The 20715-nt window shown below is 71.9% G+C and carries 25 protein-coding genes, 1 pseudogene and 1 riboswitch; of the genes and pseudogenes, 7 read left to right on the forward strand and 19 right to left on the reverse strand.

Annotated features, from left to right (window positions below; translation table 11 throughout):
- Window positions 1–20: 20 nt before the first annotated feature.
- Window positions 21–776, reverse strand: a complete 756-nt coding sequence (locus SGA01_RS04110) for a GntR family transcriptional regulator (protein ID WP_141293344.1) — start codon at window positions 774–776, stop codon at window positions 21–23.
- A gap of 183 nt (window positions 777–959) precedes the next feature.
- On the opposite strand from SGA01_RS04110, the gene SGA01_RS04115 reads away from it, so the two are divergent.
- Window positions 960–2300, forward strand: coding sequence for a DUF2252 domain-containing protein (locus tag SGA01_RS04115; RefSeq protein WP_141293345.1), 1341 nt, complete (start codon window positions 960–962; stop codon window positions 2298–2300).
- Between the two features lie 49 nt (window positions 2301–2349).
- On the opposite strand, the gene SGA01_RS04120 is transcribed toward SGA01_RS04115, so the two are convergent.
- Together SGA01_RS04120 and SGA01_RS04125 are read right to left on the reverse strand one after the other, a co-directional pair.
- On the reverse strand, window positions 2350–3741 hold the full coding sequence (locus tag SGA01_RS04120) for an NAD(P)/FAD-dependent oxidoreductase (protein ID WP_141293347.1): 1392 nt from the start codon (window positions 3739–3741) through the stop codon (window positions 2350–2352).
- 23 nt (window positions 3742–3764) lie between these two features.
- Complete coding sequence (locus SGA01_RS04125) at window positions 3765–4142, reverse strand: ArsR/SmtB family transcription factor (RefSeq protein ID WP_141293349.1); 378 nt, start codon at window positions 4140–4142, stop codon at window positions 3765–3767.
- Window positions 4143–4314: 172 nt separating this feature from the next.
- Here SGA01_RS04125 and SGA01_RS04130 point away from each other — a divergent pair, with 172 nt between their 5' ends.
- Window positions 4315–6225: a heavy metal translocating P-type ATPase gene (locus tag SGA01_RS04130; RefSeq protein WP_141293350.1), complete on the forward strand. Its 1911-nt coding sequence runs from the start codon at window positions 4315–4317 to the stop codon at window positions 6223–6225.
- 9 nt (window positions 6226–6234) lie between these two features.
- Here SGA01_RS04130 and SGA01_RS04135 read toward each other — a convergent pair whose 3' ends face one another.
- From SGA01_RS04135 to SGA01_RS04145, 3 genes and pseudogenes are all read right to left on the reverse strand, one after another.
- A complete protein-coding gene (locus SGA01_RS04135; RefSeq protein WP_141293352.1) occupies window positions 6235–7065 on the reverse strand; it encodes a YhjD/YihY/BrkB family envelope integrity protein in 831 nt (276 codons plus the stop codon).
- 250 nt (window positions 7066–7315) lie between these two features.
- Window positions 7316–7774, reverse strand: a pseudogene (locus SGA01_RS04140) (SRPBCC family protein); the annotation flags it as partial.
- Between the two features lie 77 nt (window positions 7775–7851).
- Window positions 7852–8523, reverse strand: a complete 672-nt coding sequence (locus SGA01_RS04145) for an HAD family hydrolase (RefSeq protein ID WP_141293356.1) — start codon at window positions 8521–8523, stop codon at window positions 7852–7854.
- A gap of 399 nt (window positions 8524–8922) precedes the next feature.
- Here SGA01_RS04145 and SGA01_RS40845 point away from each other — a divergent pair, with 399 nt between their 5' ends.
- Together SGA01_RS40845 and SGA01_RS04150 are read left to right on the forward strand one after the other, a co-directional pair.
- Window positions 8923–9078: a DUF6131 family protein gene (locus SGA01_RS40845; RefSeq protein WP_167534000.1), complete on the forward strand. Its 156-nt coding sequence runs from the start codon at window positions 8923–8925 to the stop codon at window positions 9076–9078.
- A 60-nt stretch (window positions 9079–9138) separates the two neighbouring features.
- Entirely contained in the window at window positions 9139–9627 is a 489-nt protein-coding gene (locus SGA01_RS04150) for a flavin reductase family protein (RefSeq protein WP_141293358.1), read from the forward strand.
- Window positions 9628–9649: 22 nt separating this feature from the next.
- Here the strand turns inward: SGA01_RS04150 and SGA01_RS04155 are convergent, their stop codons facing one another.
- The 6 genes from SGA01_RS04155 to SGA01_RS04180 form a co-directional block, all read right to left on the reverse strand.
- Window positions 9650–10192, reverse strand: a complete 543-nt coding sequence (locus SGA01_RS04155; RefSeq protein ID WP_055645038.1) for a PadR family transcriptional regulator — start codon at window positions 10190–10192, stop codon at window positions 9650–9652.
- 46 nt (window positions 10193–10238) lie between these two features.
- Window positions 10239–12275: an NADPH-dependent 2,4-dienoyl-CoA reductase gene (locus SGA01_RS04160; protein ID WP_141293360.1), complete on the reverse strand. Its 2037-nt coding sequence runs from the start codon at window positions 12273–12275 to the stop codon at window positions 10239–10241.
- Between the two features lie 96 nt (window positions 12276–12371).
- Window positions 12372–13238 (reverse strand): ATP-binding cassette domain-containing protein, encoded by an 867-nt coding sequence (locus tag SGA01_RS04165; protein ID WP_141293362.1) that lies wholly within the window; start codon window positions 13236–13238, stop codon window positions 12372–12374.
- Window positions 13235–13984, reverse strand: coding sequence for a cobalt ECF transporter T component CbiQ (cbiQ, locus tag SGA01_RS04170; RefSeq protein WP_055645041.1), 750 nt, complete (start codon window positions 13982–13984; stop codon window positions 13235–13237). The genes SGA01_RS04165 and cbiQ overlap by 4 nt, the downstream gene beginning before the upstream one ends.
- A 6-nt stretch (window positions 13985–13990) precedes the next feature.
- Window positions 13991–14401 carry an energy-coupling factor ABC transporter substrate-binding protein gene (locus SGA01_RS04175; protein ID WP_141293524.1) on the reverse strand — a complete coding sequence of 137 codons (411 nt, stop codon included), beginning with the start codon at window positions 14399–14401 and terminating at the stop codon, window positions 13991–13993.
- Window positions 14402–14409: 8 nt separating this feature from the next.
- On the reverse strand, window positions 14410–15108 hold the full coding sequence (locus tag SGA01_RS04180) for an energy-coupling factor ABC transporter permease (protein WP_055645042.1): 699 nt from the start codon (window positions 15106–15108) through the stop codon (window positions 14410–14412).
- Between the two features lie 29 nt (window positions 15109–15137).
- Window positions 15138–15373, reverse strand: a riboswitch (cobalamin riboswitch).
- Between the two features lie 14 nt (window positions 15374–15387).
- Here SGA01_RS04180 and SGA01_RS04185 point away from each other — a divergent pair.
- Window positions 15388–15780 (forward strand): RidA family protein, encoded by a 393-nt coding sequence (locus SGA01_RS04185; RefSeq protein WP_141293364.1) that lies wholly within the window; start codon window positions 15388–15390, stop codon window positions 15778–15780.
- A 90-nt stretch (window positions 15781–15870) separates the two neighbouring features.
- On the opposite strand, the gene SGA01_RS04190 is transcribed toward SGA01_RS04185, so the two are convergent.
- From SGA01_RS04190 to SGA01_RS04215, 6 genes are all read right to left on the reverse strand, one after another.
- The gene (locus SGA01_RS04190) at window positions 15871–16263 is read right to left on the reverse strand and encodes a VOC family protein (protein ID WP_141293366.1); all 393 of its coding nucleotides are present in this window, start codon (window positions 16261–16263) and stop codon (window positions 15871–15873) included.
- Window positions 16260–16562, reverse strand: a complete 303-nt coding sequence (locus SGA01_RS04195; protein ID WP_174867201.1) for an ArsR/SmtB family transcription factor — start codon at window positions 16560–16562, stop codon at window positions 16260–16262. Before SGA01_RS04195 ends, SGA01_RS04190 begins: the two co-directional genes overlap by 4 nt.
- A 62-nt stretch (window positions 16563–16624) precedes the next feature.
- The gene (locus SGA01_RS04200) at window positions 16625–17035 is read right to left on the reverse strand and encodes a PTS-dependent dihydroxyacetone kinase phosphotransferase subunit DhaM (RefSeq protein ID WP_141293370.1); all 411 of its coding nucleotides are present in this window, start codon (window positions 17033–17035) and stop codon (window positions 16625–16627) included.
- A complete protein-coding gene (gene dhaL / locus SGA01_RS04205) occupies window positions 17032–17670 on the reverse strand; it encodes a dihydroxyacetone kinase subunit DhaL (RefSeq protein WP_141293372.1) in 639 nt (212 codons plus the stop codon). Before dhaL ends, SGA01_RS04200 begins: the two co-directional genes overlap by 4 nt.
- Window positions 17671–17678: 8 nt before the next feature.
- Window positions 17679–18671, reverse strand: coding sequence for a dihydroxyacetone kinase subunit DhaK (dhaK, locus tag SGA01_RS04210; protein WP_141293374.1), 993 nt, complete (start codon window positions 18669–18671; stop codon window positions 17679–17681).
- 434 nt (window positions 18672–19105) lie between these two features.
- Window positions 19106–19294, reverse strand: a complete 189-nt coding sequence (locus SGA01_RS04215; RefSeq protein ID WP_141293376.1) for a hypothetical protein — start codon at window positions 19292–19294, stop codon at window positions 19106–19108.
- Window positions 19295–19407: 113 nt separating this feature from the next.
- On the opposite strand from SGA01_RS04215, the gene SGA01_RS40850 reads away from it, so the two are divergent.
- On the forward strand, window positions 19408–19584 hold the full coding sequence (locus SGA01_RS40850) for a hypothetical protein (RefSeq protein WP_167534001.1): 177 nt from the start codon (window positions 19408–19410) through the stop codon (window positions 19582–19584).
- A gap of 216 nt (window positions 19585–19800) precedes the next feature.
- The gene (locus SGA01_RS04220; protein ID WP_141293378.1) at window positions 19801–20187 is read left to right on the forward strand and encodes a nuclear transport factor 2 family protein; all 387 of its coding nucleotides are present in this window, start codon (window positions 19801–19803) and stop codon (window positions 20185–20187) included.
- Window positions 20188–20554: 367 nt separating this feature from the next.
- On the opposite strand, the gene SGA01_RS42765 is transcribed toward SGA01_RS04220, so the two are convergent.
- On the reverse strand, window positions 20555–20659 hold the full coding sequence (locus tag SGA01_RS42765) for a hypothetical protein (protein WP_371865987.1): 105 nt from the start codon (window positions 20657–20659) through the stop codon (window positions 20555–20557).
- Between the last annotated feature and the right edge of the window lie 56 nt (window positions 20660–20715).

Raw genomic sequence — 20715 nt, forward strand, 5'->3', positions numbered from 1 at the left:
GGGGCGGGAGAACCCTCCTCTCAGGCGCTGAACTCGTAGGTCCAGGCCGCCGACCGCGCCGAGAAGTCGATGTCCGTGATCTCCAGCGCGTGCCCGTGCTGGTCGCTCACCACCCGGTGGACGAGCAGCCGGGCCGCGCCGTCGTTCGCCGCCGCCGTGCCGACCGGGACGGGTGGCACGCCGACCGACTCCCGGTGGGTGACCCGCAGCCCCGCCTGGTGCATCCAGTGGTAGAGGAGTCGTAGGTCGGGCTGGTGATGACTGTCCTTGATCCGCCGGTAGCGGGCGAGTTGGGGAATCTCGGAGAGCGCCGGCCGGGAGAACCACGACACGGCCCGCTGGAGCGCCGCCCCCTGGGGCCCGAACACCAGATGGCGGTGGACGAGCGTCGGCTCGCCGGGGGCGAGCAGCAGCCGGGAGGTGAGCGGGGTCGGCGGTGGTTCCCAGGTGAGCGAGGCCCGCACCAGGGCCTCGCTCACGCGCGGACCGCCGGGGAAGGTCGGCCGGCGGGCCGTGAGCGGCGGCGGTGCGGGATCGGCGCCCGCCGCCGCGGCGAAGGTGCCCCGGCGGTCGGTGACCACGAGGCGCTCGTCCCGCAGGAGCTGGAGCGCGCTGCGGACCGTCTGCCGGTTGACGTGGTAGCGCTGGGACAGGCAACGTTCCGAAGGGAGCCGGCTCCCGGGGGAGATGCGCCGGTGGGCGAGGTCCTCGCGCAGGACGGCGGCGACCCGGAGGTAGAGCGGCACTTCGGCCGCCTCGGCATCGGGCTCGGCCATGATCAAACCCTCTCTAAGCACAGCGTGACCGCATGGGCCGTATCGGTGATCAATTCCTATCATTGGTCTAAACCATTCCGCTAGAGCGGCCCGGCAGAGTGGCCGAAACGAGCGTCGCGCCGTGTAATGGGGTCCAGATGGCGGGCACAGTGCCGCGGCGACGGAAGAGGCGGGTGAGGCCGGATGACGACACCGTCGGAGCGCGCGGCCAGGGGCCGGGAGGCCCGCAAGCGCGTCCCCCGCTCCTCCCACGGCCGCTGGATCCCCTCCGCCCAGCGCCCCGACCCGCTGGTCGTCCTGGAGCGCGAGGCCCAGGACCGCCTGCCCGAACTCGTCCCCTTGCGCTACGGCCGGATGGCGGTCTCCGCCTTCGCCTTCCTCCGCGGCTCCGCCGCCGTCATGGCGGCCGACCTCGCCGCCCAGCGCCACACAGGACTCACGGTCCAGCTCTGCGGCGACGCCCATCTCCTCAACTTCGGGGTGTACGCCTCACCCGAACGGACGCTCCTCTTCGATGTGAACGACTTCGACGAGACCCTCCCCGGGCCCTTCGAGTGGGACGTCAAACGACTCGCCGCCAGCGTCGCCGTCGCCGCCTTCCAGAACGGCAGCACGAAGGCCAAGGCCCACCGGGCCGCGCTCGTGGCCACGGAGTCGTACCGCACGACCATGAGGAGCCTGGCGAAGCTCGGCGAACTCGACGTCTGGTACCAGCGGATAGCCGCCGACGACCTGCTTCCCCTGGTCCGCGGCGACGAGCGCGCCCGCGTCGCCGACCGGATCGCCCGTGCCCGCCGCCGCACCAGCCTCCAGGCCTTCAACAAACTCACCGAGACGGATGCGTCCGGCGCGCGGCGCATCGTCGAGGACCCGCCGCTCCTGGAGCGGATCCCGGACATCGACCGCGTCACCCTCGGCAAGATCTTCAGCGACTACCGCAGCTCGCTCCCCGAGGAGCGGCGCCTCCTGCTCGACAGGTACCGCTACGTCGACGCGGCCCGGAAGGTCGTCGGCGTCGGCAGCGTCGGCACCCGCTGCTTCGTCCTCCTGCTCGAAGGCCGCGACGACGGCGACCCGCTCATGCTCCAGATCAAGGAGGCCGGCCGCTCCGTCCTGGAGCCCTATCTGCCGGCGACGGCCTACGACCACCAGGGCCGCCGTGTCGTCTGCGGACAGCGCCTCACCCAGGCCGCCAGCGACATCTTCCTCGGCTGGATGACCGGGCCCGAGCAACGCCACTTCTACTGGCGCCAGTTGCGCGACATGAAGGGCTCGGCCGAGGTGGAGACCATGTCCCCGGACACCCTCAGGACCTATGCGCGGCTCTGCGGCAGGGCCCTGGCCCGCGCGCACGCGCGCTCCGGCGACAGGATCGCCATCGCCGGCTACCTGGGCACCTCGGACGTCTTCGACCGCGCCGTCGCCGACTTCTCGCTCGCCTACGCCGGCCAGAACGCCGACGACTACGCGGCGCTCGGCGCGGCCATCGCGGCCGGCATGGTGACGGCGGCCCCGGGCGCCTGAACAGGCCGGCACCCGGGACCGCCGCGCCACCCTCTGTGTGTCGCGACCGCTACGCGTCGCGGCGCAGCGGCGGTCCGGCCGGGGACTCGGCCACCGGCCCGAAGAGCACCGCCCGCGCCACCGCGGGGGCGAACAGCCCGGTCATCGGCGCGGTGAGGTGGAGAGCCTCCCGGAAGGCCGCCCCGACGACCGGGTCGCCCGCCGCCCGCTGCTGCACCCGGCCCATGTACCAGCCGACCGCCTTGTCCAGCGGTCCCGGCTTCGTCGTGTCCCCGACGGCGCCGGGCATCTTCTTGTCGGAGCCCGCCGAGATGTCCCAGGCGGGCTTCGAGGCGTCGAGGAGCGCGCGCTGCACCCGCTGGGTGGTCGGCGTCCGCTTCGGATCGGCGAGCGCACGGCGCAGGGCGAGGGCGCTGATCGCGGCGACCGCCATGCCCTGCCCGTAGATCGGGTTGAAGGCGCAGAGGGCGTCGCCGGTGGCGAGGAAGCCGGCCGGACGGCGGCCCGGACGGTCGTACCGGCGGCGGATGTTCGCGGTCTTCCGGAAGCCGTAGACCGGCGACACCGGCTCGGCCGTCGCCAGCCATTCGCTGATCACCGGGTGGGGCATCCGCTTCGTGTACTCCTCGAAGGCCTCCTCCTCCGTCGGCGGCCGGTCGTCGCGCAGCCCCGACAGGGTCACGAGATGGTGCCCGTCACCGACGGGCAGCACCACGGCGCCGTACTGCTGGGCGGGGTTGGGCACGATGAAGTAGCCCATGGTGTCGCTGCCCAGGGCGCCGTCCGGTGCCCGGTAGACCCGGGTGCTGTACGCGAGACCCGTGTCGAGGGTGTCCTCGTGCGGGGCCTCGGCACCGATCGCCGCGAGCCAGTCCGGCGCCTTCGTGGACCGGCCGGAGGCGTCCACGACCAGGTCGGCCTCCAGGACGCGGGTCTCCTTCTCGGCGCCCGCGCCGCGCTCCCGGAGCCGTACGCCCCGGACGCGCGAGGAGTCACCGATCAGGCCGACCGTCTCGTGGCCCTCGACCAGCTCCACGCGGGGATCGGCGAACACCCGCTGCCGTACGAGCCATTCCAGCTGCGGGCGCGGACCCGCGTAGAAATGCAGGGTCGGGGGCGTCCGGTCGAACCACTTGCCGTTCTGCCACTGGACCATGTCCTCGGGCACGCCCACCTTGGGTGCGCCGAGCTCCCGCAGCTCGTCGGTGAACCCCGGGAGCAGCTCGTCGAACGCCTGCTGTCCGCCCGCGATCAGGACGTGGATGTGCCGCCCCTGCGGCACGCCCGGACGGGCCTCCGGGCCCTCCGGGAAGCGGTCGCGCTCGACGACCGTCACCTTCTCCGCGTGCTCCGCGAGGACCCGTGCGGCCAGCAGTCCAGCGAGACTTCCCCCGATGACCACCGCGTGACGTGTCGTGCGGCGCCCCAAGTCGTCGGCCATGCCCGCCCTTTCGTTGCGTGGATTTACAACTGCCCAGTATCCACGGAGGCGCGGGTCGCGTCGCGTGCCCCGAGACGCAGGTGCTCGATGTGGTAGACGGCTTCGTCGAGGAGCTGGGCGACGTGGTTGTCGTACAGGCTGTACTCGATCCGGCGGCCCTGGCGGACTCCGCTGACCAGGCCGAGCGCGCGCAGCAGGCGGAGCTGGTGGGAGACGGCGGACTGCTCCATGTCGACGGCGGCGGCGAGTTCGGTCACTCCGCAGGGGCCCTGCCGGAGCTTGGTCAGGATCATCAGCCGTGACGGGGTGGCGAGGGCCTGGAGGGTGGCGGCGATGGTCGCCGCGGACTCGGCGTCCAGGTGGGTTGCGGGGGTCGTCTCGCCGTTCACTCCGTGTCCCATGCGCTCATCGTAGCCGCGCTTGTATGTCAATACGTGAAGACCTCTTCATGTGTTCGGGTATGGTGATGCCCCGCATGCCCCCGCATGCCCTCGCATGCCCTCGCATGCCTCCGATTCGCCCCACCCCGGATCGCCCGCCCCACCCCGCCACCCTCGAAAGAGGTGCTCGTCCATGGCCCTCCCGGAGCTGGACACCCCCCAGGCCACGGCCCCCGCGCCGGCCCCCGCCCGAGCCGTCGGGCGCACCCCCGCCACCGCCCTCCCCGAGGTGCGCTGGGCCGCGCTCGCCGCCCTCGCCTTCCTCGTGGCCTTCCCCCTCGACCTGGCCGGCGCTCCCGGCTGGGCCTGGGGGCCGCTCTATGCGGTCTGCTACGCCGCCGGAGGCTGGGAGCCGGCGCTGGCCGGCCTCCGGGCGCTGCGCGAGCGGTCCCTCGACGTCGACCTGCTGATGGTGGTCGCCGCGCTCGGCGCCGCCGCCATCGGCCAGTACCTCGACGGCGGGCTCCTCATCGTGATCTTCGCCGTCTCCGGAGCCCTGGAGGCGCTGGCCACCCGGCGTACGGCCGACTCGGTACGCGGCCTCCTCGACCTCGCGCCCGCCACCGCCGTACGCCTCACGGGCGTGGGCGGGGGAGCGCGCGAGGAGACCGTCGAGGCCACCGCGCTCCGCCCCGGCGACACCGTGCTCGTACGGCCGGGGGAGCGCCTCCCCGCGGACGGCACCGTCCTCGGCGGCACGAGCGACGTGGACCGGGCGAGCATCACCGGCGAACCCCTCCCGGCCCCCGCCGCGCCCGGCGACGAGGTCTTCGCGGGCAGCCTCAACGGCACCGGCGCGCTGCGCGTCCGCGTGGACAAGGATCCGGGCGACTTCGTCGTCGCCCGGATCGTCGCCCTCGTCGAGGAGGCCGGCGCCACCAAGGCCCCCACCCAGCTCTTCGTCGAGAAGATCGAACAGCGCTACTCCGTCGGCGTCGTCGTCGCCACCCTCGCGCTCTTCGGCCTGCCCGTCGCCTTCGGCGCGGACCTCACCGAGGCCCTCCTGCGCGCGATGACCTTCATGATCGTCGCCTCGCCCTGCGCGGTCGTCCTCGCCACCATGCCCCCGCTGCTCTCCGCCATCGCCACCGCCGGGCGCCACGGAGTCCTCGTGAAGTCCGCCGTCGTCATGGAACGGCTCGGAGCGGTCGACCGGGTGGCGCTCGACAAGACGGGCACCCTCACCGAGGGCACGCCCCGGGTGACGGCCGTACGGGGAGAGGAGACCGCGCTCGCGCTCGCCGCCGCGGCCGAACTCCCCAGCGAACACCCGCTGGCCCGCGCCGTGGTCGCCGAGGCCCGTGCGCGAGGCCTGCGCCTGCCCGAGGCGACCGACTTCGCCGCCGAGCCGGGGCGGGGCGTACGAGCCGTGGTCGACGGCCATGAGGTACGGGTCCACCGGGCGTCCGGCACCCACGGCGACACCGCCGTCGAGGTCGTCGTCGACGGAGCCCCGGCCGCCGTACTGGAGTTCTCCGACCGGCTCCGCGAGGCCGCCCCCGGCGCGGTCGCCGCCCTCGGCCGGCTCACCGGCACCGCCCCCACGCTGCTGACCGGCGACAACGCCGGCGCCGCCGCGAGGATCGCCGCGGAGACGGGCATCGACGACGTCCGCGCCGGCCTCCTCCCGCACGAGAAGGCGGAGGCGGTACGGGAGTGGGAGCGGGCGGGCGCGAAGGTCCTGCTCGTCGGCGACGGCGTCAACGACGCCCCGGCCCTCGCGGCCGCCCACGCGGGCGTCGCCATGGGCCGGGCAGGCTCCGACCTGGCCCTGGAGACCGCCGACGTGGTCGTCGTCCACGACGAACTCGGCGCGATCCCGGCCGTCGTGGCCCTCTCGCGCCGCGCCCGCCGTCTGGTCGTCCAGAACCTGGTGATCGCGGGCGTCTGCATCGGCGCCCTGGTCGTCTGGGACCTCGTCGGCCACCTGCCGCTGCCCCTGGGCGTCGCCGGCCACGAGGGCTCGACCGTCCTCGTGGGCCTCAACGGCCTGCGGCTGCTGCGGGAGGCGGCCTGGCGGCGAGCGGCAGGCGGTACGGCCTGAGCCGCCGGATCATCTCCGCCGCCGCCTCAGCGTCTCTCTCGCGCGGGGCAGTTCGTCGGCGACCAGGCGACCGGTCAACGCGCCGCCGAAGACGACCACGCCCACGGCGACGAGCCAGGTCTGGATGACGAGGAACGCTCCGAAGGGGCCGTAGGTGACCGCGCTGGACGCGATCAGCGGCGAGAAGACGAACCGGGAGAAGATGCTCAGCCCGAACAGTCCGAGCACCGTGAGGAGCGCTCCGGGCAGCAGGGAGATCCACGCCACGCGGCCACCGAGCAGCAGGCGCTGCGACCACCAGAAGAACAGGATGCCGGCGACCAGGGTGAGAGAGCCGCGGACCGGGATGCCACGCCAGATGGAGGAGGCAGCGAACAGGTAGAGGGCCCCGATGAGGACGGCGAGCCACAGCACGTGCCGCCAACGCGCCCGCCAGCGGGCCGGAGGAAGGTCCCAGACCTTCTCGTACCCGCTCTGCACCACCGTGCCGAACGAGAGGCCGAACACGGCGAGCAGAGCGAGTCCGAAGGCCGTCGTGGTCCGCCACACCTGGCCCGGCAGCGCGAACAGGTGCCCGATCTCCACCCTGGCGGCCTCCGACACCCCGAGGGCGTCGCCGACCCACTCCGCGAAGCCCTGCCCGCTCCCCGCCCCCGCCGCGGACACGACGATCAAGAGCGGCACGAGCGTGAGGAACCCGAGTGCCGCGAACCCCAGGGATCGCTGCCACAGGTCGAAATCACTGACGGGGCCCCACCTGTGCCCGGCCCGGAACCGGCGGATCGCACTGCGTATCCGTCCGAGCGGAGACGGTTGTCGCCCCGCGGGAGTGGAGGTCATGGGAATCACCCACCGTGGCCGTCGGCGCGGACGGCCGGCGCACGCGGTCGACGCGGGCCGCCGGGGCGGGCGGCCCACGCCGACGGTCGGCGTGGGGTCAGCGCAGCCCGGGGTCCCCGGGCTCACCGGGCGGCAGCGGCCAGGACTCCTGCCCGCGCGAGGGCATGCCGCCGGGGCCGGGCGTACCCATCGGTCCGGGAGCCTCCCGTACGGGCGCGTCGGTCGGTGTCGGCGGCGCGCCGGCGGCGGCGTCCGAAGGACGGATGCGGCCGCGCCAGGCCCCGGTCTCGTGTTCGTGGTCCTCCATGAAGCCCTTGAACCGCTTCAGGTCGCCCTTGACCCGCCGGTCCAGGATGCCGAGCGCGTCGGCGGCCTTCTCCGCCATGCCGCTCGGCTCCATGTCCATCGCCAGGCTCACCCGGGTGTGGCTCTCGTCGAGGCTCTGGAAGGTGACGACGCCCTTCTGCTGGACGTCACCCCCGACCGTGCGCCACGAGATGCGCTCGTCGGGCAGCTGGTCGACGATCTCGGTGTCGAACTCGCGGCGCACGCCGGCGACCTTGGTCTGCCAGTGACAGTGCCGGTCGTCGACCTGTGTGACGTCCTCGACGCCCTCCATGAATTGGGGGAACTCCTCGAACTGCGTCCACTGGTTGTACGCGTTCCGCAGCGGAACATCGACGTCGATGGTCTGCTTCACCATGCTCATGGTGCTTCCTCCTGCTCGTCGTCGTGGGACTAATGCGGGATCGCCCCGCGCGTACCCCGTGACACACGGGTCATTCGTCACGCGGCCGGCAGCCGGGAGAGCGGGCTGTCGCCGAGGCGGGCCAGGAGCTCGGCCGGGTCGCGGTAGACGGCGGCCGCGCCCGCCTCCTCCAGGTCCACGCGGGGCGTACCGCCGCACAGCAGGCCGACGGCGGTCACACCGGCCGAGGAGGCCGCCTTCATGTCCCAGACGGAGTCGCCGACGAACACGGCGGACCGGGGCCGCACCTCGACCAGGTCGAGGGCGTGCCGTACGGGATCGGGCGCGGGCTTCCCCCGCTCCACGTCGTCCGAGGTCGCGGTGTCGGTGATGGCGTCATCGGCGTCGACGGCCCGGCGCAGCGCCGTGAGCTCGCGGTCCTTCGCGGAGGTGACGAGGACGACCTTCCACCCGTCCTGCGACAGCGCGCGCAGGAGTTCCGCGGCGGAGTCCAGCGGGGCCAGCCGGTCGAAGTACGTGGCGTAGAGGGTGTCGTGGGCGGCGCTCATCCGGTCGTCGCCCTCGCGGTCCCGGTCCTCGCCCAGGAGATGGTCGAGGAGGTCGGCTCCGGGCAGGCCGATGGCCCCGTGGACGGCGTGCGCCGGGACCCGGTGCCCGGACTGGCGCAGCGCTTCCCACCAGGAGACGACATGGAGGTGGTTGGTGTCGGTGAGAGTGCCGTCGACATCGAACAGTGCGGCGCGGTTCATGACCGTGGCCTCCTCAGAGGTTCCGCAGGACGGGCAGCAGTCCACGCGGACCTGCCTGCTCGGTCATCATCGTGTACCCGATTCGTGCCATACCGGGCGACTAGCCACGATCATGAGCCGGGAAACCCCCGGAAGCCGCCGGGCGCGACCCATCCGGACCCCGAGCCGTCCCCGACCGAGCGTCCGACGGTCGAAGAGCCCCCTGACTGAGGCAGCCCCCTGGGCAGAAGCGAGGGCGTTGCCGGACAACGAATCCAAGAAACCTGCCTCTGGTGACCCATACAAACGTGGGATCGCGGGCAGACGCGGTCCATCGGTGAAGCGACACAGCGACACCGCCGGCCGTGAGCCCGTGGCCACACCGCGAGCCGGGCCCCCTACGAGAGACCGGGACACATCATGATCCTCGTCGGCCTCCTTCTCCTCCTCATCGGATTCCTCACCGGAATCTCCATCATCTGGACCATCGGGATCGTCCTCGTTGTCATCGGGGCCGTCCTCTGGATCCTCGGAGCCGTCGGCCACAAGGTGGGCGGCCGAGCCCACTACTGGTAGGGCGCCCCGCGACGCGACGGCCTTCCGTTCCCCGTCCCCCCCCGAGCCCGAGGAGGCGAGATGCCGGACCTCGGCGACTTCGCCACCGCCCTGGACGACACGATGTACGTGGTCACCGCGGCCTCGGGCGGGCGGCGAGCAGGCTGCCTCGTCGGCTTCGCCTCCCCCTGCTCCATCCGTCCGCCACGGTTCGTGGTGTGGCTGTCGACCGTGAACCACACGCACGGAGTGGCACGCGAGGCACACCACCTCACGGTGCACGTGCTCGGCCGCGAACAGCGGGCTCTCGCCGAACTGTTCGGCGGTGAGACCGGAGACCGTGTCGACAAGTTCGCCCGGGTCGCGTGGCGGCCCGGGCACGGCGGAAGCCCGGTCCTGTCGGACGTACGGGTCTGGTTCACCGGCTGGGTCGAGGCCCGCCTCCCGGGCGGCGACCACGAGGGCTTCGTCCTGGCCCCCGTCGAGCAGGCGGAGTCCGTCGGCGAGCCGCCGACCGCACCGCTGCGGTACGGCGACGTCCGCGATCTCGCCGCCGGACACCCCGCGTGACCGAACAGAGGCAGCAGAGCCGCTACGCCTCCGACGGCCCCAGCTCCGCCAGCGCCCCCGTCAGCCACTCCACCCAGAACCGCTCCAGATCCACCCCGCCGCGCAGAACGAGATGGCGCAGCCGGTCCGGTTCGGTGCGGCGCCGGTCCGCCGGGAAGTCGCGCTCCTCGATAGCGAGGTACTCGTCCAACTGCTCGCGGTGCAGCGCGAGATGGCGCTCCAGCTCGGCCCGCAGCCCCTCCGCCCCGACGATCGCGGCCGCCCGCATCCGCAGCAGCAGGGCGGACCGCATCGGCTTCGGGTCCTCGGACCTGGCGACCCAGTCGCTCAGCTCTCCCCGGCCGGCGGGCAGCACCTCGTACTCCTTCTTCTGCCCGCGCGCGGGCACCGGAGCGGGCAGGGCGCGGATGTGCCCCGCCTGCTCCAGCTTGCCCAGCTCGCGGTAGATCTGCTGGTGCGTGGCCGACCAGAAGTAGCCGATCGACTTGTCGAAGCGGCGCGTCAGTTCGAGGCCGGAGGACGGCTTTTCGAGCAACGCGGTGAGGATCGCGTGCGGGAGGGACATGCTCGCATCCTAGATTCGGCCGGCCACAGGGTTCATCGGGCCAGGATCACAGCTCGGCGGCGAGCCGCGTGCCCTGGTCGATCGCCCGCTTGGCGTCCAGCTCGGCGGCGACGTCAGCGCCACCGATCAGGTGCGCCGAGCGGCCGGCGGCGACCAGCTCCTCGTGCAGATCACGCCGCGGGTCCTGGCCGGAGCAGAGGACGACCGTGTCCACCGGCAGGAGCTGAGGCTCCCCGTCGATGGTCAGGTGCAGACCCTCGTCGTCGATCCGCTCGTACGACACGCCCGCCACCATGGCGACGCCCCGGTGCTTGAGCTCGGTGCGGTGGATCCAGCCCGTCGTCTTGCCGAGGCCCGCGCCGACCTTGGAGCTCTTGCGCTGGAGCAGGTGCACCTGGCGCGGCGGCGCGGTGCGCTCGGGGGCGCGCAGTCCGCCCCGGTTCTCGTACGAGGTGTCGACGCCCCACTGGCGGAAGTACGTCTCGGGGTCCTGGCTCGCGCCCTCCCCGCCGTCCGTGAGGAACTCCGCGACGTCGAAGCCGATGCCGCCGGCGCCGATGATCGCGACGCGCTCGCCGACCGGCGCGCCGTCCCGCAGCACGTCCAGGTAGCTGACGACGCTCGGGTGGTCCACGCCGGCGATGTCGGGGGTGCGGGGGGAGACGCCGGTCGCGACGACGACCTCGTCGTACTCCTCCAGGTCGGCGGCGGAGACGTAGGTGTTCAGGCGGACCTCGACGCCGCGCTCGGCGAGCTGCACGCGGAAGTAGCGGAGGGTCTCGTCGAACTCCTCCTTGCCCGGCACGCGCTTGGCGACGTTGAGCTGGCCGCCGATCTCGGCGGCGGCGTCGAAGAGGGTGACGGCGTGGCCGCGCTCGGCCGCCGACACCGCGCAGGCGAGCCCGGCGGGGCCGGCGCCGACCACCGCGACGCGCTTGGCGAGCCGGGTGGGGGAGAGGACGAGCTCGGTCTCGTGGCAGGCCCGCGGATTGACCAGGCAGGAGGTGATCTTCAGGTTGAAGGTGTGGTCGAGGCAGGCCTGGTTGCAGCCGATGCAGGTGTTGATCGTGTCGGCGCGGCCCTCGGAGGCCTTCGCGACGAAGGCGGGGTCGGCGAGGAAGGGGCGGGCCAGCGAGACGAGGTCGGCCCGGCCGTCGGCGAGGATCTCCTCGGCGACCTCGGGGGTGTTGATGCGGTTGCTGGTGACGAGCGGGACGGAGACCGCGCCCATCAGCTTCTTCGTGACCCAGGTGTACGCGCCGCGCGGCACGGAGGTGGCGATGGTGGGGATGCGCGCCTCGTGCCAGCCGATGCCGGTGTTGATGATGGTGGCGCCGGCCGCCTCGATCTCCTTGGCGAGCTGGACGACCTCCTCCAGGGTCGAGCCGCCGGGGACGAGGTCCAGCATGGAGAGGCGGTAGACGAGGATGAAGTCCGCGCCCACCCGCTCGCGGATCCGGCGGACGATCTCCAGCGGGAAGCGGACGCGGTTCTCGTACGAGCCGCCCCACCGGTCGGTGCGCTGGTTGGTGGCCGCGGCGATGAACTCGTTGATGAGGTAGCCCTCGGAGCCCATGACCTCGACGCCGTCGTAGCCCGCCTCCTTGGCGAGCTCGGCGCAGCGGGCGTAGTCCTCGACGGTCTGCTCGACCTCGGCGTCGGTCAGCTCGTTCGGTACGAAGGGGCTGATCGGGGCCTGGATCGCGCTGGGCGCGACGAGGGTGGGGTGGTACGCGTACCGGCCGAAGTGCAGGATCTGCATCGCGATCCGGCCGCCGGCGCCGTGCACGGCGTCGGTGATCAGCCGGTGCTCGGCCACCTCCTCCGGCGTGGTGAGCTTGGCCCCGCCGTCCCAGGGCCGGCCGGCCTCGTTGGGCGCGATGCCGCCGGTGACGATCAGGCCGACGCCGCCGCGGGCACGCTCCGCGTAGAAGGCGGCCATGCGCTCGAAGCCGTGCTCCGTCTCCTCCAGGCCGACGTGCATCGAGCCCATGATCACCCGGTTGGGCAGGGTCGTGAACCCGAGGTCGAGCGGGCTCAGCAGATGCGGGTACGGGGTGGTGGGGGTCGGGGTCGCGGTCATGAGGGCGCCTCCTCGCGCAGGATCAGTCGACCTCAGTTCTAAGGGACCCCTCCCCCTTCTGCAACTAGTTGCAGAAGATTCGGCACGTGATTTCTACTACTCAGTAGCAAGCGGCGCGGCGGCCACCCAGGCGTCCAGCTCCTCCGGCGTACGGGGCTCGGGCGCGTCCGGGGCGAGCAGCCCGTGGGCGCGCAGCAGCCGGGACACGGACGTGCCCCAGGGCCGCCGCAGCCGCGCCGCGTCCAGCAGGGCGTCGTCCCCGAGGAGCTCGGCGACCGGACCCGTCCGCAGCCCGGCGGGGGAGAGCACCGCGGCCTCGTCCGCCCAGCGCAGCGCGAGATCCACGTCGTGCGTCGCCATCACCACCGTCGTCCCGGAGGCGCGGAGCCGCGCGAGGGCGTCGAGGAGCCGCTCCTGCCCGTGCGGATCGAGCCCGGCCGTCGGCTCGTCCATGATCAGCACCCGCGGCCGCATCGCCACGGCCCCGGCGATCGCCGCCCGCTTCCGCTGCCCGTACGACAGCAGATGCGTCGGCCTGTCCTCCAGGGCCACGATGTCAAGCGCCTCCAGGGCCTCCCGCACCCGGAGCCGAACCTCCTCCTCCGGCAGCCCCAGGTTCATCGGCCCGAAGGACACGTCCTGACCGACCGAGGCCGCGAACAGCTGGTCGTCCGGGTCCTGCACCACGAGCTGCACGGTGGTCCGCAGCCGGGTCAGCCCCTTCCGGTCGTACGTCACCTCCGCCCCGTCCAGGAGCAGCGACCCGCTCCCGCGCCGCAGCCCCCCGCTGAGCAGCCGCAGCAGCGTCGTCTTGCCGCTGCCGTTGCGCCCGAGGAGCGCGATGGCCCGCCCCTCCGCCACCGCGAAGTCGACGCCGGACAGGACGGCGGGACCGTCCTCGTAGGCGAAGCCCGCCTTCACCAGCTCCACCACAGGGGTCGCGGAGGTCGTCGGAGACGTCACGGCAGGAACCTTTCGAGTACGAGAGTGAGGGCGACGAGCCCGCAGAGCAGCCCCACGGCCGCCGCCAGGAACCGGCGGGAGACCGCGGCGGCGGGGACCAGCACCCGCAGGGTCCCGTCGTAGCCGCGCCCGGCGAGCCCCGACTGCAGGCGCTGTGCCCGGTCGAAGGCGCGCACGAACGAGGTCGCGCCGAGCCCGGCGAGCGAACGCCAGGTCGCCGCCCGGGTGGTGTGCCCGAGCCGGGCGGCCTGCGCCTGGCGGATCTTGGACAGCGAGTCGAGAAGCAGGAAGATGATCCGGTACATCACGAGCGCCACGTCGACCACGGGAGCCGGCACGCCCGCGCGGACGAGCCGGGGGAGCACGTCGGACACAGGTGTCGTGAACGCGAAGAGCAGCACCCCCAGCGAGGCGGCGGCGGTCCGCAGCAGCAGCTCGCCCGCGTGGACGGGCCCGCCGGGCGCGAGAGCCACGAACCCCCGCGCCCCGCCCACCTCGAAGAGCAGCGGCACCGCGCCCGTGACGCAGAAGCCGAGCGGCACACGGAACGCCCGCCACAGCTGACGGCCCGCGACTCCGGCCGGGCCGAGCAGGACCACGAGCGTGGCCGCCGCGACGAGCACGGCGCCCGGCCACGGCGGCAGACAGACCGCGCACAGCGTGAGACCGAAGCCGAGCAGGGCCTTCTCGACAGGATGGCGGCGGCGCCATCGACTGCTGTGCGCCGCCGCGTCGATCGGCAGCATGGGCGGCTACGCGTCCTTGCTGCCGGGTGCGCGGGCCGAGGGCACGGAGGCGCCGGCGCCTGCGGTGTCCACCGCGCCGCCTTCCGCGTCCACGGCGTCCCCCGTCTTCGCGAGGGCCCGGGCCTCACCCTGCCGACGCCCGCGCCGCACACCGAAGTAGTACGCGAGGACGCCGGCGCCCAGCGCCGCCTGGAGGGCGAACAGCGCCGACTCGATCTCCCCGGACGGCGGCTCGTACAGGGGGCTGAACCAGGGCTCGTAGTCGGGCTGGAGCTCCGTGATCGCGGTCTCGGCCTCCGCGTCCGCCCCGGTGAACGGCTCCTCCTTGTGGTCGCCGAGCCCCAGCGCGAGCGGCAGCACCGCGAGCGCGGCGACGATGAGCAGCAGCAGGGCGTTGATCTTCGTGTTACGGCTGATCTTGACGCTCATCGCGCGCCCGCCTCCTCGCGTCGCTTCGTCGCCGCCCCGGTCAGGACGCCCAGTCGGGTCAGCTCGCCCTTGCTGGACTGCGTGAGCAGCCGCATCACGAGCACGGTGAGCAGGCCCTCGCTGACCGCCAGCGGGATCTGGGTCACGGCGAAGATGGAACCGAACTTGGCCAGGGCGCCCATGACGCCGCTGCCCTGGTCGGGGAAGGCCAGCGCGAGCTGCACGCTCGTGACGCAGTACGTGGACAGGTCGGCGACGAACGCGCCGAAGAAGACGGCGACCATCAGCGGCGCGCCGAACCGGCGCACCAGCAGATAGGTCCCGTACCCCGCCCAGGGTCCGACGATCGCCATGGAGAAGGCGTTCGCGCCGAGCGTGGTGAGCCCGCCGTGGGCGAGCAGCAGGGCCTGGAAGAGCAGGGTGATCGTCCCGAGGACCGCCATGATGGGCGGCCGGAAGAGGATCGCGCCCAGACCCGTACCCGTCGGATGCGAGCAACTGCCCGTCACCGACGGGAGCTTGAGCGCGGACAGGACGAACGTGAAGGCGCCGGAGGCGCCGAGCAGCAGTGTGGACTCGGGGTTGGACCGCACCTCGCGGGTGAGCGCGCGAACCCCGTGTACGACAAACGGAGCGGCCGCGACGCCCCAGGCGGCGGCGTGAACGGGGGGCAGATACCCCTCGGCTATATGCATGGTTGGGAGACCCTCTCCAGCACCTCGTGGATGGACAACGCACCCTGGCCGGTCTCCTGGCTGACGGTCATACGCCCCGACTCCGCCTTCCCACACCGCAGCGGTCTCCCACGACGGTCCAGTGGCTTGCCCGCGGGTGGTCTCCCGCGGGTGTGGAGCCGGAACTCCCGATCACAGTGGCGAGGGCCGCACCGGTACTGCACCGGTTTCCCGTACACCAAGGCCCTGCGACAGTAGTGCGTTGACCAGGTACATCACAACGCGAAGGAGCACGCGGCGATGGAGAATGTCCGACAGACGGTCACTTCCGGCTCACCACTCGAACCGGAGATCGGGTTTTCCCGGGCCGTTCGAAAGGGGGCGCACGTGGCGGTCGCCGGGACGGCCCCGATCGGCGACGACGGGACCAACGTGGCGCGAGGCGACGTGTACGGGCAGACCGTCAGGTGTCTGGACATCGCCGAGGCGGCGCTGAAGGCCGCGGGGGCGTCGCTGGAGGACGTGGTCCGTACGCGGATCATGCTCACCGACGTGACGAGCTGGAAGGAGGCCGCGCGAGCTCACGGCGAGCGGTTCGCGGAGGTCCGGCCGGTCACGACCTTCGTGGAGGTCTCACGCTTCATCGACCCCGAGTGGCTCGTCGAGGTCGAGGTCGACGCCGTCCTCGGCTGACGGCCGGGAGCGCGGGCCGTCCGTCCCCGGCCCGCTCGCTCGGCCTGCTTTCTCTTCTCAGCTTCTCAGCTTCCCTGCTTCCCTGCTTCTCTACTTCGGCACGGTGGCGATCTGGATCAGGTTGCCGCAGGTGTCGTCGAAGACGGCGGTGGTGACGGGTCCCATCTCCAGCGGTTCCTGGGTGAAAAGGACGCCGAGACCGCGCAGCCGGTCGTACTCCGCCTGCACGTCGTCGACCGCGAACTGGGCCAGCGGGATGCCGTCCTGGACGAGCGCGTCACGGTAGGGCTTGACCGCCGGATGGCCGGCGGGCTCCAGGAGGAGCTCGACGCCGCCGGGCTCGTCGCGCGAGACCACGGTCAGCCACCGGTCCGTCTCGCCCAGCGGGACGTCGTGCTTCTTCACGAAGCCGAGGATCTCGGTGTAGAAACGCTCGGCCTTGGCCTGATCGTCGACGAAGACGCTGGTCAGATGGATCTTCATGGGGTGCTCTTCTCCGGTCCGGGTGTGTCGCGCACGGGCCACCGCTCGGCGATGTGCCGCAGCGGGGCCGTGTTCAGGTCGTGGAACTTGTAGCGGCCCTCCCGCCGGGTCTCGACGAGCCCGGCGGCCTCCAGCACCGCGAGGTGCTGGGAGACCCCCTGGCGCGAGATGCCGAGCTGGTGCTTCATGCTCAGCCGCGAACAGATCTCGAACAGTGTCTGTCCGGACTTCTCCGCGAGCTCGTCGAGGATCGTGCGACGGGTGGGGTCGGCCAATGCTTTGAAGAGGTCGTCGGCCACCACCCCAGGATAGGCAACCATTCACTTGCCTATCAAGCCGAGCCGCTCACACCCCCACTTCTTCACTCCTTGCGATAGGCGTACGCCTCCGAGGCCGCAGCGGCCACCGCGTCGAGATCCCCGCCCGCGCTCGCCGTCACCAGCGCCGCGACCGCGCCCTCGACGAAGGGCGCGTCGACCAGCCGAGCGCCCTCCGGCAGCTCGTCGCCCTCGGCGAGCAGCGCCTTCACGGTCAGCACCGCACTGCCCAGGTCGACCAGGATCGCCACCCCGGCGCCGCCGTCGACAGCCTTCGCCGCCGAGCAGATCAGCTCGGCGCTCGTCCCGAGACCACCGTCGGGAAGCCCGCCCGCAGGGTGGATCGGCGCCGTCCCGCCACCGCCCGCGAGGCCCAGGGCCAGCGCCGCGACCGAGGCCGCGACGTCCGCGCTGTGCGAGACCAGCACGATGCCGACCGGCGCGGCCGCGCTCACGCGGGACCCTCCGCGCGGGCCGTCCCGGCGAGCTCCGCGAACAGCAGCGCGGACGACGTCGCGCCCGGGTCCTGGTGACCGATCGACCGCTCGCCGAGGTAGCTGGCCCTGCCCTTGCGCGCCTGGAGGGGTACGGTCGCCAGGGCGCCCTCCTCGGCAGCCGTGCGCGCGGCCCCGAAGGAGACCCGCAGCGCCTCGACGGCCGGGACGAGCGCGTCCAGCATCGTCTTGTCGCCCACCTGGGCGCCGCCCAACTGGGACACGGCGGCCACGCCGACCGCGAACGCCTCCGCCAGCCGCTCCCGACCGACGTGCTCGTCCTCGCCCAGCGCCTTCCCCGTGCGGCGCAGCAGCGTCCCGTACAAGGGTCCGGATGCCCCGCCCACCGTGGAGATCAGCTGCCGCCCGGCGGCGACGAGGACCGCGCCGGGCGTCGCGGGCGGTTCCTTCGCGAGCAGCTCCGCCACGGCGGCGAACCCGCGCTGCAGATTGGCGCCGTGGTCGGCGTCGCCGATCGCCGAGTCGAGCTCGGTGAGCAGCCCGGCCTCCCGGTCCACGGCCAGGGCCGCAGCCTCAAGCCACCGCACGAAGAACCCCGCATCAAACGCCTCGCCCATGCCCTCTCCCTCTCTCATGTGCCGCGTCACCGTCCCCAGCGCAGTGCGGGTGTCCGCACCGGCGCGTCCCAGAGGCGCAACAGCTCCTCGTCCACCTCGCACAGGGTGACCGAGCAGCCGGCCATGTCGAGTGAGGTGACGTAGTTCCCGACGAGCGTCCGGGCCACCGGGATCCCGCGCTCGGTCAGCACCCGCTGCACCTCCGCGTTGAAGCCGTACAGTTCGAGCAGCGGGGTCCCGCCCATCCCGTTGATCAGCGCGAGCACCGGCCCGGACGGGCGCAGGTCCTCGACCACCGCGTCGACGGCGTAGTCCGCGATCTCGCGAGAGGTCATCATGCCGCGCCGCTCGCGCCCCGGTTCGCCGTGGATCCCGACACCCAACTCCAGTTCTCCCGCGGGGAGTTCAAAGGTCGGACTGCCCTTGGCGGGGGTGGTGCACGCGCTCAGTGCGACCCCGAAGGACCGGCAGCGCGAGTTCACCCGACGGGCGATCGCCTCCACCCGCTGCAGCGGGGCGCCCGCCTCGGCGGCGGCCCCCGCGATCTTCTCCACGAACAGGGTGCCGCCGGTCCCGCGTCGCCCCGCCGTGTACAGACTGTCGGTCACCGCGACGTCGTCGTCGACGAGGACCTTCGCGACCTGGATGCCCTCGTCCTCGGCGAGCTCCGCCGCCATCTCGAAGTTGAGCACGTCGCCGGTGTAGTTCTTGACGACGAACAGCACCCCGGCACCGCTGTCCACGGCGGCCGCGGCCCGCACCATCTGATCGGGAACGGGCGACGTGAAAATGGCCCCGGGGCACGCAGCCGACAGCATCCCCGGCCCCACGAACCCGCCGTGCAACGGCTCATGCCCGGACCCGCCCCCGGACACGAGCGCGACCTTCCCGGCCACGGGAGCGTCCCGCCGCGCGACGATCCCCCGCTCCACGTCCACGGTCAGCTCCGGGTGAGCGGCGGCCATCCCGCGCAGCGCGTCGGCGACGACGGTCTCCGGAACGTTGATCAGCATCCTCACGGGTACCTCCTGGTGAGACTAGCAGGCAAGCTACTGAGCAGGGTCTTAGCAGGTCAGAGCAGGTGTTCCGATTTGTTGATCTTGGCGGTTCATGGTGCTGAGGGGCGGTTCTGCGCGGTACTGATGCCGACTGAATGCTGACTTTCCTGATGAGATGTCAGCTTCGAGTGCTGCGGACGAGCTTTGCAAATGCGCATCACGGCGCAATTATCGACGCACCGTTGCGAGCGCGCAGTAGTGCGCCGCCGGTCAGATCCGGACGATCTCGTTCTGAGGGCGCTGTACGCCCGGCCTCAACCGGAGGTCTGGTGCTTGCCCACCTCCGGGGTGTCCTCGGCCTTCACCTCGAGGGCAAGCGGTTCGACCTGCTGTCGATCGGCTACCCCGAGACCAGACCCGGAAGTCTCAAGAGGACGGGCAGGGAGTCTGAGACATCACCTGCTGTACGGCGCCAGTCCCTCGTTGCCGGCGACGACCAGGGAGTCGACGAGCATCTGCCACCCGTCCAACTCGTCGAGTTCCTCAGCCGTTCTGCGAACGTCCTTGAGCCAGTTGTTCGAAAGCCACGACTGCTTGACCGTGACACGTCCATCTTGAATGCACAGATCGGAGATCCAGGACACGCTTACAGGCCCTGCGTCCATGGAAGAGGGTCCGGCATCAGGGCAGCGGCAGCCCAGTCCCCCCAGTGGTGGTCGCGGTAGGGGCTCGGGTCATCACTCAGGTAGCCAATGGCATGGCGCAGCAACGACGGCCAGATGTCTCGGGCAGCTTCGGCCAAGCGGTCGTTCTCTGCACCTGCCGCGGCAAGACCGTGGAGAAAATTCGACATCAGCTGCGCACCTGCGCGAAGAGCGTCAAGGTGCTCAAGCAACGGTCCGATGTCACCGTTCTTCGCGAACCCTTCGAGTAGGGCCCGTGCGGCGACAAGGGTGTGCCTCCCGTGGTCGTCCGCGGACCAGCCCTCGCTCTCTTGCACGACCATGGCGCGTCGCTCGACGTTGAGGAACGCGGCCAGGAGCGCGGCTGTGGTTGGCCGAGCTAGTGCTGTGACCGGGATGGTTCACCGTGGTCGGGAGACGGCTCACGGGGCGAGCGCGGTCCGCGGGGCGACTGGTATTACTGGTGCATGCAGGAAGAGCAGGAAGAGACCGCGCGGTCCGCGATCGACACGTTCATTTCCGCGTTCAACGCCTCGGACGACAGCTATGTGACTGCGCTGCTCTCCCAGGCCCTCACCTCGGACGTGGTCTTCTGGGGACCGTTGGGCCGCAGTGAGGGGATCGAGGCGGTCGAGCGGTTCGTGCTGGACATCCGGCGCCACCCCGCGGGGACCGGCACGATGGTGCGCTGTTCGGCGGTGGACATGCCGGACGAGTGGGCCCGGTACCAGTGGGTCTTCACGACGCCGGGTGGAGGCCCCCGCCTGGCGGGAACGGACGTCGTCCATCTGCGGCGGAGCCTCATCGACCAGGTCATCGTCTTCGCGGGGGAGATCGAGCCGTCCGCCTCCTGAGTCATTCTCCTCTGGCGCCGTCCTTCTCCTGAACCGGCCCCGTTCGGGGCTCCCGGTCTGCCCAGCCGAGATCATCTTCAAAACGCTTCGGTCGTCCGCGCTTAGCCACGAGCGGACCGAGGATGCGCTGTGGCTGTGTAAGTTCGCGGTTGGTCAGGCTGCGGCCCCGGCGCACGATCTGCTGCAGCCGCTGCCCCCTCCGCATAGGTTCGCTGGGTTGGTCGTCGTGGCGGTTGGATGTGCGGACTGTCAGTGGAGGGTGCGAAGCCGCGGCGACGATCGTGACCGGAGATATGCGGCTTGCGGTGGCCTCGCTCACTCAGGCGCTCGGAAGCTGTCGTGAGCGCCGTCATGAGATCCGTGCTGATTACAGGATGTACTCCTCCATCAATCCGGCGAGGTGAGCGATGGCTGGCCAGGTGGTGGCGATCGTCGTGTGGGCGTGAAGACGTCGTTGGGCCTGGACGTACATGGCCCAGTCAGCGGGGTTGTCTCCCTCTTGGAGGAATGCGGGCACGATCTCCCGCC

The organism is Streptomyces gardneri (assembly GCF_006539185.1).
Taxonomy (GTDB): domain Bacteria; phylum Actinomycetota; class Actinomycetes; order Streptomycetales; family Streptomycetaceae; genus Streptomyces; species Streptomyces gardneri.